Annotated in this window: 12 protein-coding genes; 7 read left to right on the plus strand and 5 right to left on the minus strand. The window is 69.9% G+C overall.

Annotation, left to right across the window (positions count from 1 at the left end):
* The first annotated feature begins 11 nt into the window (after window positions 1-11).
* Window positions 12-662, plus strand: coding sequence for an HAD family hydrolase (locus Ate02nite_RS23495; RefSeq protein WP_203809075.1), 651 nt, complete (start codon window positions 12-14; stop codon window positions 660-662).
* Here Ate02nite_RS23495 and Ate02nite_RS23500 read toward each other — a convergent pair.
* Genes Ate02nite_RS23500 through Ate02nite_RS23515 form a run of 4 tightly spaced genes read right to left on the minus strand, consistent with a single transcriptional unit; the run spans window position 649 to window position 4,209 of the window.
* Entirely contained in the window at window positions 649-1,407 is a 759-nt protein-coding gene (locus Ate02nite_RS23500) for a heme ABC transporter ATP-binding protein (RefSeq protein WP_203809077.1), read from the minus strand. The two genes, Ate02nite_RS23495 and Ate02nite_RS23500, sit on opposite strands and share 14 nt — an antisense overlap.
* A complete protein-coding gene (locus tag Ate02nite_RS23505) occupies window positions 1,404-2,405 on the minus strand; it encodes a FecCD family ABC transporter permease (RefSeq protein ID WP_239147623.1) in 1,002 nt (333 codons plus the stop codon). The genes Ate02nite_RS23500 and Ate02nite_RS23505 overlap by 4 nt, the downstream gene beginning before the upstream one ends.
* A gap of 32 nt (window positions 2,406-2,437) precedes the next feature.
* Complete coding sequence (locus Ate02nite_RS23510; protein ID WP_239147624.1) at window positions 2,438-3,445, minus strand: heme/hemin ABC transporter substrate-binding protein; 1,008 nt, start codon at window positions 3,443-3,445, stop codon at window positions 2,438-2,440.
* Window positions 3,442-4,209, minus strand: coding sequence for a hypothetical protein (locus Ate02nite_RS23515; protein WP_203809079.1), 768 nt, complete (start codon window positions 4,207-4,209; stop codon window positions 3,442-3,444). Before Ate02nite_RS23515 ends, Ate02nite_RS23510 begins: the two co-directional genes overlap by 4 nt.
* 140 nt (window positions 4,210-4,349) lie before the next feature.
* Here Ate02nite_RS23515 and Ate02nite_RS23520 point away from each other — a divergent pair, with 140 nt between their 5' ends.
* From Ate02nite_RS23520 to Ate02nite_RS23535, 4 genes are all read left to right on the plus strand, one after another.
* Entirely contained in the window at window positions 4,350-5,492 is a 1,143-nt protein-coding gene (locus tag Ate02nite_RS23520) for an HtaA domain-containing protein (protein WP_203809081.1), read from the plus strand.
* A gap of 77 nt (window positions 5,493-5,569) precedes the next feature.
* Window positions 5,570-6,520, plus strand: a complete 951-nt coding sequence (locus Ate02nite_RS23525; RefSeq protein ID WP_203809083.1) for an NEW3 domain-containing protein — start codon at window positions 5,570-5,572, stop codon at window positions 6,518-6,520.
* A gap of 14 nt (window positions 6,521-6,534) precedes the next feature.
* Window positions 6,535-7,179 carry a biliverdin-producing heme oxygenase gene (locus tag Ate02nite_RS23530; RefSeq protein ID WP_203809085.1) on the plus strand — a complete coding sequence of 215 codons (645 nt, stop codon included), beginning with the start codon at window positions 6,535-6,537 and terminating at the stop codon, window positions 7,177-7,179.
* Window positions 7,180-7,194: 15 nt separating this feature from the next.
* Entirely contained in the window at window positions 7,195-7,977 is a 783-nt protein-coding gene (locus Ate02nite_RS23535) for an alpha/beta hydrolase family protein (protein WP_203809087.1), read from the plus strand.
* A gap of 242 nt (window positions 7,978-8,219) precedes the next feature.
* On the opposite strand, the gene Ate02nite_RS23540 is transcribed toward Ate02nite_RS23535, so the two are convergent.
* The gene (locus Ate02nite_RS23540) at window positions 8,220-10,577 is read right to left on the minus strand and encodes a beta-glucosidase family protein (RefSeq protein WP_239147625.1); all 2,358 of its coding nucleotides are present in this window, start codon (window positions 10,575-10,577) and stop codon (window positions 8,220-8,222) included.
* 296 nt (window positions 10,578-10,873) lie between these two features.
* On the opposite strand from Ate02nite_RS23540, the gene Ate02nite_RS23545 reads away from it, so the two are divergent.
* Window positions 10,874-12,214, plus strand: coding sequence for an extracellular solute-binding protein (locus tag Ate02nite_RS23545; protein WP_203809091.1), 1,341 nt, complete (start codon window positions 10,874-10,876; stop codon window positions 12,212-12,214).
* A 77-nt stretch (window positions 12,215-12,291) separates the two neighbouring features.
* The gene (locus Ate02nite_RS23550) at window positions 12,292-13,134 is read left to right on the plus strand and encodes a carbohydrate ABC transporter permease (protein ID WP_239147626.1); all 843 of its coding nucleotides are present in this window, start codon (window positions 12,292-12,294) and stop codon (window positions 13,132-13,134) included.
* Window position 13,135 lies beyond the last annotated feature (1 nt).

Below are 13,135 nucleotides of genomic sequence, written 5' to 3' on the forward strand. Positions count from 1 at the left end.
AGAGTGGGCGTATGCATCCGGCGCCGATCAACGCGGTCATCTTCGACTTTCACGGCACGCTGGTTGGTGGTGGCGACTCGGACCGGTGGATCGAGTCCGCCTTTCGCCACCTGGGTGAGGAACCGGCCCAGGTCGAGGGCCTGCGTGCGCACCTCGATCGGATCTGGCAGCACGCCCACACGATCGACCCGGGCAGCGAGCGGGACCTGAGCGCGGACCGGCACCGGGACGTCTTCGCCCGGACGGTCGCGCTCTGCCCGGGCGTCCGGCCCGAGCTGATCGCCGCGCTCCATGCCGTCATCCCGGACCAGTGGACGGTCTTCGCGGACACACCCCCGGTCCTGCGGGAGCTGAAGGCCCGCGGGACGAAGATCGCCGTGCTCTCGAACATCGGCCTGGACATCCGTGGCTTCCTCGACCGGGCCGGCATCGGCGACCTGTTCGACGCGGTGGTGCTCTCCTTCGAGGTGGGCCTGGTCAAGCCCGACCCGGCGATCTTCGCGCACACCCTGAAGCTGCTCGGCGTCCCGGCGGCCGAGACCCTGATGGTCGGCGACAGCCCGCGGGACGACATCGGCGGGGTGTCGCTGGGCATCCGCACGCTGATCCTCCCCGGCACGGAAGGACCCGTGCACGGCCTGGGCGTGGTTACGGCCGTCTAGGCACCACCAGCGGCGTCCCGGTTCGCGGGTGGGGAAGCACCTCCACGTCGTGCTGGTACACGTCGGACAGCAGTTCCGAGGTGAAGACCTGCGACGGTGGGCCCTCGCTGCGCACTCGGCCGGAAGCCAGCACGTAGGCCCGGTCGGCGTAGGCCGCGGCCAGGCTCAGGTCGTGCAGGACGACGATCACCGCCGTGCCCGCGGCGGCCCGGGCGCGGGCCACCGACAGCACCAGCTCCTGGTGCCGCAGGTCCAAAGCCGCCGTCGGCTCGTCGAGCAGCAGCAGTGGCGTCCGCTGGGCCAGCACCCGGGCCAGCGCGACCCGCGCCTGCTCCCCGCCGGAGAGGGCGGGAAACGGCCGGGCCGCGAACCCGGTCGTCTCGGTCACCTCCATCGCCTCGACGACCGCGTCCTCGTCGTCAGAGGACTCGGGCCGCCCCGACCACGGCGCCCGGCCCATCCGGACGACCTCACCGACCGTGAACGGGAAGGACAGCGCCGCCTTCTGCGGCAGCACGGCGCGCAGCCGCGCCAGCGCGACCGGCTTGTAGGACCGCAGCGGCGCCCCGGAAACCGAAATGTCCCCGGTAAACGACAAATCCCCAGCCAGCGCGCCCAGCAGCGACGACTTCCCGGCGCCGTTCGGGCCGACCAGCGCGACCACCTCACCCGGCGAGACGTGCAGGTCGACCGACGAGACGACCGAAGAGCCGCCCAGCGACACCGAAACCCCGGTGGCTTTCATCCCCAACCTCCCGCCCGGGCCCGGGTCCGCCGCAGCAGCCAGAAGAACGCCGGCCCGCCGACCACCGCGGTAAGCACGCCGAGCGGCAACTCCTGATATTCGATCGCGGTCCGGGCGATCAGATCACCGGTCACCACCACGACCGCGCCGCCCAGCGCGCTGGCCGGCACCAGGACCCGGTGTCCCGGCCCGGCCACCATCCGGATCAAATGCGGGACGATCAGGCCGACGAAGCTGATGATCCCGGTGAACGCGACCGCCGACGCGGTGAGCAGTGCGGTCACCACGATCGCGGTGATCCGCAGCCGTTCGGTGTCGACGCCGAGGTGCCGGGCCGGCCGTTCACCCAAGGCGAGCAGGTCCAGGCGCCGAGACAGCGCGACGGCGACGGCCAGGCCGGCCAACGCGCACGGTCCGGCTACGGCCACCGCACCCCAGGTCGCCTGGGCCAGGCTCCCCAGCTGCCAGAACGCGATGGCCCGCACCCCGTCGTCGTCGGTCAGGAACATCAGCAGGCCGAGCAGGGCCCCGGCGGTGGCGTTGACCGCGACGCCGGTCAGCACCAGGGTCACCACCTCGGTGCGCCCGCCGGCCCGGCTCATCCCGTACACGATGAAGGTGGTCACGATGCCGCCGGCGAAGGCAGCCGCCGCCGTGGTCCAGCCGCCGAGGAAGGTGACGCCGCTGACGATGGCCGCAGCCGCGCCGACGGCCGCGCCGGCCGAGACGCCGACCACGCCCGGCTCGGCCAGGGGGTTGCCGAAGACGCCCTGCATGAGGGCCCCCGCGCAGCCCAGCGACGCGCCGACGATCACCGCCAGGACGACCCGGGGAAACCGGACCAGCCACAGCGCGTTCTCGCCCTGCACCGCCGACGGCATCGGCCCGAGATCGAGGCCGAGCCGGTGCAACAGCGAACCGGCCACCTCGGACGGCGAGATCGGCACCTGCCCGCGCCCGGCCGCCAGCACGCACACGGCCGCCAGAGCAACGATCAAGAGCCCGATCAAACCCATCTTTTTGTACGCGGTCAGCACGGCCCGTAGACCGCCTTGGCGAGCGCCTCGACGGCCTTGCCGGTGCGTCCGCCGAAGTTCAGCAGGATGCCGTCGTCCATGTCGACGATGCGCCGGTTGATCCCGGCCGGGGTCTGCGCGACGCCGGGCAGTTTGAGCAGGCCGTCGACGCCGCCGACGGATTTCAGGCCCTCGGTCATCACCAGGATCACGTCGGGGGCGGTGTTGATCAGGCCTTCGCTGGTGAGCGGCCGGAACTTCTTGAGACCGGCGGCGGTGCCGGCATCCGTGGCCCCGATCGCCTCGATCATGGCGTCCGAGCCGGCGCCCTCTCCGCCGATCAGGAACACGCCGGCTGTTCCCCGTACATAAAGGAATGCGATCTTGGTCTTCCGGCCATCGGCCGGGGCGCTTTTCCGGGCCGTGTCGATCTCGTCCTGGACCCGTTTGACCAGGCGCTCGCCGGCTTCAGTGACGCCGAGCGCGGCGGCCACCGCCCGGATGTGCTCGGGCACGGCCTCGAGGTTCTGGGTGTCGTCGACGATGACCACCGGGATGCCGGCCGCGCGGATCTGGTCGAGCACGGTGGCCGGGCCGATGCTGTCGTCGGCGAGCAGGACGGTCGGGTTGAGCTTGAGGATCGCCTCGGCCGACAGATCGTGCCCCTGCGGCGTGACCAGCGGAAGCTTGGCCGCCGTCGGGAAGGCGGTCGAGGTGTCCCGGCCGATCACCCGGTCGCCCAGGCCGAGGCTGAAGACGAGTTCGCCGAGCGAGCCGTAGAGGTTGACGGCGAGGATCCGGTCGGCGCTCTTGACCGTGACCTTCCGGCCGTCGGCCGAGTCCACGGTGACCGGCAGGACGGGAGTCGGCTTCGGGTCGAGCGGGGTGACGTCGTCGGAGGCGAGCTTGGCGGTGGCGACGCCGCAGGAGCCGGCGGTGGTGGTCTCCACCGCGCCGACCTCGCTGACCGAGGTGCAGCCGGTCAGCAACAGCACCGAGACGAGTAGCGCGCGGCGGATCAACGGGACCTCCGGCGGAAGCGGCCGACGACCACGGCGAGCAGCAGTCCGGTGAGGAACGCCCCGCCGATCGCCCACCAGTGACCCAGGGGAGTGGCGGCGCTGGTCCTGGTCAGCGTGGGTGCGAAGGCCTGCAGCTCGACCGGCTCGGTGGCCTCGGCCGACGGCGGTGCCTCGGTGGCCAGCTTCCCGGTCGGCGGCCCGATCGGTTTGCTCTGCTTGACGGTGGGCAGGCTTTTTCCTGGTGCGGCGGTGACGGTGACCCCCGCGCTCGATGCGCTGCCGGTTGCGGCGGCAGCGAATCGGACCGGGATGCGCACGTCCTGGGAGCGGTCACTGGTGCGGGTGTGGTCGGCCCGGGTAACGATCGCGCATCCGCGGACCGCGCAGTCGATATCGCCGATCATCTGACTGACCCGAATGGACACCCGGAAAGACCCATTCTTTCCGTACGGCGTGGCAAGTCCTTCTCCATATGACGGGGGATTGGACGAAATCCACGCGGAGCCGCCCGAGCTACCACTCATGTCGGCGCCGCCGCCGCACGGGGAGGGCTGCACGCCCGCGCCGTTGTCGAGGCAGAACGCCACGTAGATGCCCTTGGTCACGTCATAGCCGGAGCCGGAGACGGTGACCGTTTCGCCGCTTCTGGCCAGCCCTTTGCTTTTTGATACCGAAAGCTTTTTGGCGGCCAGAGCGGGAGTGCCGGTCATCACGATTGTCAGCAGAGCGAGAGCTATTACCCCAGCTCTCAGGCCGTTGCGCACCCAGGTGCCTCCTTGATTCCGCCACCGATATTCCTCGCCCGGGCGGAACTGGATCTTGAATTGCCCGGAGGTTTAGGTGAGGCTACCCTAACCGCGTCCGCATCAGCGGGCGCCGTCTCACCGGAAGGAACACACAGAGCATGGGCACAACCCACGGCCTGAATCGGGCCGCCCTGCGCGCCGGCCTCCTCGGCCTGAGCACGGCTGCGGCGCTGATCGTGGCCGCGCCCGCCGCGATGGCCGCCTCCGCCGACGTCGCCGGGGGAAGCCTCGACTGGGGCTTCAAGGCGTCGTTCCGCGGTTACGTGTCGGGTGGCAACGGCACCCCGCCGATCGCCGCCACCAACGGTGCCAGCATCAACGCCGACGGGACGTTCGACTTCCCGGCCGGCAGTGGCACCTACGACGCGGCCGCCGGCACGGCGAGCGTGCAGTACCAGGGAACGATCGTGTTCTCCTACCCGCTGCACGGGTTCACGATCACCATCGCGAACCCGAAGCTCGTCGTGGACGGTGACGGCGAGGGCTCGCTGCTGGCCGATGTGGACCTCACGGCCACCACCCAGCCCAGCGCACACGTCGACGGGGCCGAGCTGGCCACCGTGACGACCACGGCGCCGACCGTCACCGACGGTGCCGTGACGTTCTCCAACCTTGCCGCGAAGCTGTCGGCCGGTTCGGCGAGCGTGTTCGGCGGCTTCTACGCCACCGGTGCCGCGCTCGACCCGATCACGGCGTCGGCCTCGGCTTCGTCCGGTTCGGGCCCGACCGACCCCACCGATCCGACCGATCCCACTGAGCCCGGCAACGGCTCTACGGCTCAGACGATCAAGGCGGCCGTGGCCGGCGGCGCGCTGACCCTGACCTCCGCTGGTTCCGACGTGAACCTGTCGGCGGCCACCCCGGGTCAGACCGCGACCGGCAACCTCAACGCGGTCACGGTCAGCGACCTGCGCGGCACCAACGCCGGGTGGGACCTGGTCGGCCAGGTCACCGACTTCACGTCGGCGGCCGGCACGATCCCCGCGGCGAACCTCGGCTGGACCCCGACCGCCGCGGTCGTGGCCACCGGACTGAAGGCGGCGAACGGTGTGCAGAACGCCGTCACGCCGGGTGGGCCGGTCACCCCGGGCAGCGGCCTGGGTGCCAGCAAGACCCTGTGCAGTGCCGAAACGGGAAGCAGCCTCGGCAGCTCCACGTGCGGCGCGGCGCTGAACCTCGGTGTTCCCGAGTCCAGTGCCGCCGGTGAGTACAGCGCTGTTCTCACCCTGACCCTCGCCTGATCTCTAGGCACACAGGGGAACCGGCCGGGAAATCCGCAACATTTCCCGGCCGGCTCGCCCCTATCGTAAGGAGTTACATGATCGTCCGGAGTGCGCTGGTCGCGGCTCTCCTCTTGGTGCCCGCGGTTCCGGCCCAGGCCGCCCCGAGCGACTCGGCCGTGCGCTGGTCGGTGCAGCCGTCCTCGGCCAAGGGCCCGGACGGCCGGGACTACATCATCCGCAAGGCCGCGGCCGGCGAGCGGATCAGCGACTACGTCGGGATCACCAACCTGACCCAGCGGCCGCTCACCTTCAGCGTCTACGGCACCGACGCGTACAACACCGAGGACGGCTCGTTCGCCCTGCTCCCGGCCGCGCAGCAGCCCACCGACCTGGGCTCCTGGATCGCCCTGGGCGCGACGAAGTACACCGTTCCGGCGAACACCCGCCTCGACGTGCCGTTCGCCCTCACCGTGCCCGCCGACGCCACCCCCGGTGACCATGCCGGCGGCGTGATCGCCTCGGTCAGCGAGGAACAGACGGATGCTTCCGGCCGTACCGTGCTGGTTGATCGCCGCGTCGCGGCCCGGGTCTATCTGACCGTGGCCGGCACCGTCGCGCCAACCTTGAGCATCGACCGGGTCAGACTGGAGTATGCGCAGTCCGCGAACCCGGCCGACGGTGGCGACATGACCGTCACCTACCTGGTGAAGAACACCGGCAACCTGCGCCTGACCGGAACCGGCTCGGTCAAGGTCACCGGCCCGTTCGGCTGGGAGCTGGCCCGCACCGACCCGATGGAGATTCCCGAACTTCTGCCCGGCGGTTCGATCACCGTGACGGAGAAGATCGTCGGTGTGCAGCCCACCGTGCGCCTGGCCGCCGACGTGAGCGTGGTTCCCGCCGGCTTCGAGGCGAAGCTGCCGGTCGTCAGCCGCGCCACCGGCGTGTGGGCCTGGCCCTGGGCCCTGGTCGCGGTGCTCGGCGCCGCCCTCCTCTACCTGACCTTCCGGTTGATCCGCCGCTCGTCCCGCCCCGCAACGAACTGAAGGAGCCCTCCACCATGACGGGATTCGCCGCCCGCCTCCGCAAGGCCACCATGGTCGAACACCGTGAGGCCGAGACCAGGTCGTTCATCTCCCGGCTGCTGGCCGGCTCGGTGCCCCGGGAGGGCTTCGCTGCGCTGACTTTCCAGTACCTGATCGTCTACCGCGAGCTGGAGGCGGCGGCGGAGAGCATGCGCGGCAACGAGATCGCGGCCCCGTTCGTCGACGAGGCCCTCAACCGGGTGCCGTCGCTGGAGGCCGACCTGGCGTACCTCGGCGGTCCGGTGAAGGCGACCGCGGCCGCCGAGCGGTACGCCGACCACCTGCGCGAGCACTGCCACACCTCGCCCGAGCACTTCATCGCCCACCACTACGTGCGCTACCTGGGCGACCTGAGCGGCGGCCTGCTGGTCGGCAAGAAGGTCGCGGCCACCTACGGCCTGACCGGCGGCGGCGGCGGCGTCTCGTTCTACGACTTCGATCACATCACCGACCCGAAGTCCTACAAGATCGCCTACCGTGAGCGTCTCGACGCCCTCCCGCTGCCCGAGGAGCGGCTGTCGGTCCTCATCGCCGAGGCGCAGCACGCGTTCAGCCTCAACGGTGCGGTCTTCTCGGAGCTGGGCGCGGCCTACCCGGAGGAGATCTCCCCGGCCGCCTGACCCCTCGGAGGCCCGATGACCGACTCGCCATGGCCGGCGGCGAGCACGCCGGCCATCACCTTCGCCAGCGGCGGCGAGCAGTTGCTGGGCGTGCTGCACCTGCCGGCCGGCCCCGGCCCGTTCCCGGTAGTGCTGCTCCTGCACGGCTTCCCCGGCAACGAACGCAACTTCGACCTGGCCCAGGCCCTGCGCCGGGCGGGTTACGCCGCGGTGGTCTTCCACTACCGCGGCTCGTGGGGCGTCGGCGGCAGTTGGTCCTGGCAGCACGTCCTCGACGATGCCGCCGCGGTTGTCGCCCAGGTCCGCTCCGACCCCCGGTTCGATCCCGCCCGAGTCGCGGTGGTCGGGCACAGCGTGGGCGGTTTCGCCGCGCTGTACACGGCCGCCGCCGACCCTTCGGTCGCCGCCGTCGCTTCGCTGGCCGGCTTCGACCTGGCCGCGCTAGCTGCCACCACGTCCGCCGATGCAGCGGTACGGGCGGAGTGGGTGACCGCCTTCGACGGCGAATTGCTGCCGTTGCGGGGTACGTCGGGCGAAGCGCTGATCGCGGAGGCGGAAGCAGCCGGCGACGCGTGGAGCCTGCCCGAGCTGGCCCCGGCGCTGGCCAACCGCCCGGTCCTGCTGATCGGCGCCTCGCGCGACTCCCTGTCGGTCCAGGCCATCCACCACGACCCGCTGGTCGAGGCCTACGCCACCGCCCGGCTGGAGCATCACGCGTTCCCCACCGACCACGCGCTGTCCGACCACCGCCTGACCGCCGCCTCCACCCTGATCAACTTTCTGAACCGCCACGTCTAGTGGCCGGACGGGCCCGCCCGGCGCGGGCGCGCGGAGGGTGAGCACCGCCCAGCGGGACTGAGTGCCAGTGGAGTAGTTGTGGTGCGTACGGGAAAAAGAAGCATGAGTTGACCGCCCGGCCGCCGGGGAACGGGGTTGCCGAAACGGGCAAGATCGGGCATCCGGGGCCGGGTGATCGGGCATGGTTCGGGTAACGATTTGGGTTCGGGCTCCCCGGCGGACGGTGCCAGGGAGCCCGGGTCTCAGGCTTTCTCGACCTCGACCGGGGTGAGCAGCACCCGGTTGCGGCCGGTCTCGCGGATGGCGCCGGTCAGCGTCACCGAACCCCGGCAGGGGAGGTCGCCGGCCGAGGTGCCGACCATGATCTCCAGTTCGCCGGGCTCGACGATGCGGCGCAGGTCGCGGGCGGTGAAAGCGGTGCGGTCGGTGTGCACGTGGAAGCGGACGTCCTTCGCCTCGCCCGGCTCGAGCGGCACCCGGGCGAAGCCGGTCAGCTGCTTGACCGGGCGGGTGACCTGGGCGATCACGTCGCGCAGGTAGAGCTGGACCACCTCGTCGCCGGCCCGTTCGCCGGTGTTGCGGACCCGGACCGTCACCGTGAACTCGCCGTCGGTCGGCACCCGTGCCTCGCTGATCCGCAGGTCGTCGACCTCGAACGTGGTGTACGAGCGGCCGTGCCCGAACGGGAACAGCGGGGTCGGGTCGAGGTTGCTGACGCCGCTGTTCTCGGCGCCGAGCACCGGCTGGAGGTAGGTGCCGGGCTGGCCGCCGGGGGTCTTCGGGATCTGCACCGGGAGTTTCGCGCCGGGCTGGACCCGGCCGGTCAGCACGCCGGCGATGGCCGAGGCGCCCTCCTCGCCGGGCATGAACGCCTGCACCAGCGCGGCGGCCCGGCCGGCCACCTCGCCCAGCGCGTACGGGCGGCCGGAGACCACTACCACCACCACCGGGGTGCCGGTGTTCAGCAGTTCCTCGAGCAGCTCGGCCTGCACGCCGGGCAGGCGCAGCTCGTCGGCGTCGCAGCCCTCGCCCGAGGTGCCGTGCCCGAACAGGCCGGCCAGGTCGCCGACCATCGCGATGCAGACGTCGGCGTTGCGGGCCGCCTCGACCGCGGCCGCGAAGCCGGACCGGTCGTCGCCGGTGACCGCGCAGCCGGGCTGGTGCACCACGTCGGCGGCCAGTTCCTGGCGCAGCGCGTCGACCGCGGTCGGCACCGCGATGCCCAGGCCCACCCCGGGATAGCGGGGCAGAACGTGGTTGGGGAAGGCGTAGCAGCCCATGAACGTACGCGGATCGGCGGCCGCCGGACCCACCACCGCGACCTTCCGCAGCTCCGGATCGAGCGGCAGCGATGATCCGGGATCGAGCAGGATCACCGACTTATCGGCCATCTCGCGGGCCAGGGCCCGGTTGGCGGGGGAGTCCAGGTCGACCTGGCCGGCGTTGGCCACCGAGCCCTCGGGAGTCCAGTCCGGGTCGAGCAGGCCGAGTTCGATCTTCTGGGTGAGCAGCCGGCCGGCCGCCCGGTCGATCAGCTCCTCGGGCACCTTGCCGATCAGGCCCTCGCCGAAGCCCAGCGTGTCGGGCAGTTCCACGTCGATGCCGGCCGCCAGGGCCTGCAGGCCGGCGTCGTCCATGGTGTCGGCGATCCGGTGCATGGTGGCCAGGAACGGGACCGCCCAGTAGTCGGAGACGACCGTGCCGGTGAAGCCCCACTGCTCGCGCAGCACCTCGGTGAGCAGCCACGGGTCGGCCCCGGCGGGCACGCCGTCGACGTCCGAGTAGGAGTTCATCACCGAGGCCGCGCCGCCCTCGCGGATGGCGGTCTCGAAGGTCGGCAGGATGACGTCGAGCAGCTCGCGCCGGCCCATCGAGACCGGGCCGTGGTTGCGGGCGCCGCGCGAGGCCGAGTAACCGGCGAAGTGCTTGAGTGTGGCCAGCACGCCGGCGCTCTGCAGGCCACGCACGTAACCGGCGCCGAGCAGCGCCACCAGGTAGGGGTCCTCGCCGATGGTCTCCTCGACCCGGCCCCAGCGGTAGTCGCGGACCACGTCGAGCACCGGCGACAGGCCCTGGTGGATGCCGAGGGCGGCCATGTCCCGGCCGATCGAGGCGGCCATCCGCTCGACCAGCTCGGGGTCGAAGGTGGCGCCCCAGGCGATCGCGGCCGGGTAGACGGTGGCGCCGAACGAGGTGAAGCCGGTGAGGCACTCCTCGTGGACGATCGCCGGAATGCCGAGCCGGGAGTTGCCGAGCACCACCCGCTGTTGCCGGATGATCTCGGCGGCTCCTTCCTCGACGGTCATGGGAACGCTCCCATAAACTCGGGTCAGGTGGCCCAAGCCGTTCCGGCTGGCCTCCGACAGCGGTACGGTGCCGGAAGCGGCGAAAACGTCCTGCATCGGGGCGACGTTCAACGTCTCCTCGGGATCGGTGCTGGGCGCCTCGTCGCCGGAGTCCTGCATGTCGTTCCCGACCCACCGGCTGCCGAGCTGAGCCACCTTCTCCTCGACGGTCATCGCGGCGAGCAGGAGTCTGACGCGCTCCGGAACCGGTACCGCCGGATCCTGCCAGGGCTGGGGGGCCTGTCCTTCGGTCACGGCGACACTCCTCAAGACGTTCCTCATATGTTCCGAAACTTTCAGTACTTTCACAGCAGGACTTATCGCTCGGTCGGACGGCGACGCAGGGGTGCCCGCTGGGGTCCACTCTTGCGCTGGGAGCGCGACCAGAGCAAGACCCTTGACATGATCAAGCTGAAACCCTACGTTAACGAAACCTCACGTTAACTTGCGGTCGTCGTTCGAAAGTTGCAGGCTTTGTGACGGCGACTACCCCGATTCCACGACGATCCACTCGCCGCGGCAGGGCGCGGCACTCGAGTACGGAGATCAGCGTGTTCAATAGCAACTTTTCCCGGCGGAACTTCATTGGTCTGACCGCGGGGGCCGCCGGTGCTGCGGCCCTCGCTGCATGTGGCAGCTCCGGCCCGAGCGACAAGGGCGGCAGCGACAGTGGCAGCAAAAGCGGCAGTGCCTCCTACTGGTCGCTGAGCGGCGAGCCCGGCGAGCCCATTCGTCAGGCGGCGATCGACCGCTTCAACAAGGCGAACGCCGACACCAAGATCACCCCGACGTTCTTCCAGAACGACGCGTACAAGCAGAAGATCAAGACCGCGATCGGTGCCGGCCAGGCCCCGACGTTGATCTGGGGCTGGGGCGGTGGCGGCCTCAAGTCGTACGTCGATGCCAACCAGGTTGTCGACCTGACCGACTGGCTCGGCCAGAACGCGGCGGTCAAGGACAAGATCCTGCCGTCGTCGTTCGGCGCCGGCACGGTCAACGGCAAGGTGTACGCCCTGCCGGTCGAGACCGTCCAGCCGATCGTCCTCTACTACAACAAGAAGGTCTTCGACAAGGTCGGCGTGCAGCCGCCCCAGTCGTACAGCGACATTCTTGCTCTCATCCCGAAGTTCAACGCCAAGGGCATCGCGCCGTTCTCGCTCGCCGGCCAGTCCCGGTGGACGAACATGATGTGGCTCGAGTTCATGCTCGACCGCCAGGCCGGCTCCGAGGTCTTCGACAACGTGTTCGCCGGCAAGGCGGGCTCGTGGTCCGACCCGCAGGTGCTGGAAATGCTGACCAAGGTGCAGGACCTGGTGAAGGGCAACGCCTTCATCAAGGGCTTCTCCTCGATCACCGCTGACTCCAACGCCGACCAGGCCCTGCTCTACACCGGCAAGGCCGCCATGATGGTGCACGGCTCCTGGTCGTACGGCATCCAGAAGGCCGACGGCGGCAGCTTCGTCAAGGACGGCGGCCTCGGCTGGATGAACTTCCCGCCGATCGACGGCGGCAAGGGCGACCCGAGCAACACCGTCGGCAACCCCGGCCAGTACCTGTCGATCTCCTCCAAGGCCAGCGCGGCCGACCAGGAGACGGCCAAGAAGTTCTTCTCGACGACGCTTGTCGACGACGACGAGAAGGCCGGCTGGGTCAAGTCCGGTGGCGTGCCCGTGCTGAAGAACAGCGACAGCCTGTTCACCGGCGACGACGCGCAGTTCCTCAAGGACATGTCCACCATCGCCTCGGGCGCCAAGACCTTCGCCCAGTCGTGGGACCAGGCTCTGTCGCCGACCGCGGCCGAGACCCTGTTGGACAACATCGCGAAGCTGTTCCAGCTTCAGGTCACCCCGCAGCAGTGGGTCGACAACATGAACGGGGTCATCGGCAAATGACGACGCTCGCTCCGCCCGCCGTACGCGTGCAGGAGCCAACGACCGCCAAAAGCGGGCGGAGCGGCTCCGTCGTGTGGATGGCAATCCCCGCGCTGTTGATGTTCATCGCGTTCGGGATCATCCCGTTGCTCGGTGTCATCGCGCTGAGTTTCACCACCTGGGACGGCATCGGTGACATTCACCCGAGTGGCCTGACCAGCTGGACGGCGGCCCTGAAGGACCCGGGGCTGCCGCACGCCATCTGGGTGACGTTCGAAATCATGATCCTGTCGTGGCTGGTGCAGACGCCGATCTCCATCATGATCGGTGTCTTCCTGGCCGCCACCAAGAAGTACCGCGGGTTCCTGGCGGTTCTTTACTTCGTGCCGTTGCTGCTCTCGTCGGCGGCCATCTCGATCACCTACAAGGCGCTGCTCGACCCGAACTTCGGGCTGGGCGCCGGCTTCGGGGTCGAATGGCTCAAGCAGGACTGGCTCGGTGACTCGACCCTCGCCATGGGCGTCCTGATCTTCGTGGTGTCCTGGCAGTACATCCCGTTCCACTCCTTGATCTATCAAGGTGCGGTCCGGCAGATCCCGACGTCGATGTACGAGGCGTCGATGATCGACGGAGCCGGCCGGATCAGGCAGTTCTTCAGCATCACGCTGCCGCAGATCAAGTACACGATCATCACGTCGTCGACGCTGATGGTGGTGGGTTCGCTGACCTTCTTCGACCTGATCTACGTGCTCACCGGCGGTGGTCCCGGCGACTCGACACGGGCATTGGCGCTGGAGATGTACCAGAAGGGCTTCATGGCCAACCTGATGGGCCCCGCGAGCTGTATCGCGGTGATCCTCGTGTTGTCCGGTGTGGTCCTCGCTCAGTTGCTGCGCCGCCTCGGCGGCCGTGGCGACGAGAGCATGCAGGAAGGAGTCTGAG

The organism is Paractinoplanes tereljensis (genome assembly GCF_016862435.1).
Taxonomy (GTDB): domain Bacteria; phylum Actinomycetota; class Actinomycetes; order Mycobacteriales; family Micromonosporaceae; genus Actinoplanes; species Actinoplanes tereljensis.

Bases quoted from the DNA above. Each gene is read 5' to 3' on its own strand.
- Ate02nite_RS23500 (WP_203809077.1), bottom strand. From the start codon at position 1,407: ATGAAAGCCACCGGGGTTTCGGTGTCGCTGGGCGGCTCTTCGGTCGTC.
- Ate02nite_RS23495 (WP_203809075.1), top strand. From the start codon at position 12: ATGCATCCGGCGCCGATCAACGCGGTCATCTTCGACTTTCACGGCACG.
- Ate02nite_RS23525 (WP_203809083.1), top strand. From the start codon at position 5,570: ATGATCGTCCGGAGTGCGCTGGTCGCGGCTCTCCTCTTGGTGCCCGCG.
- Ate02nite_RS23550 (WP_239147626.1), top strand. From the start codon at position 12,292: ATGGCAATCCCCGCGCTGTTGATGTTCATCGCGTTCGGGATCATCCCG.
- Ate02nite_RS23520 (WP_203809081.1), top strand. From the start codon at position 4,350: ATGGGCACAACCCACGGCCTGAATCGGGCCGCCCTGCGCGCCGGCCTC.
- Ate02nite_RS23535 (WP_203809087.1), top strand. From the start codon at position 7,195: ATGACCGACTCGCCATGGCCGGCGGCGAGCACGCCGGCCATCACCTTC.
- Ate02nite_RS23530 (WP_203809085.1), top strand. From the start codon at position 6,535: ATGACGGGATTCGCCGCCCGCCTCCGCAAGGCCACCATGGTCGAACAC.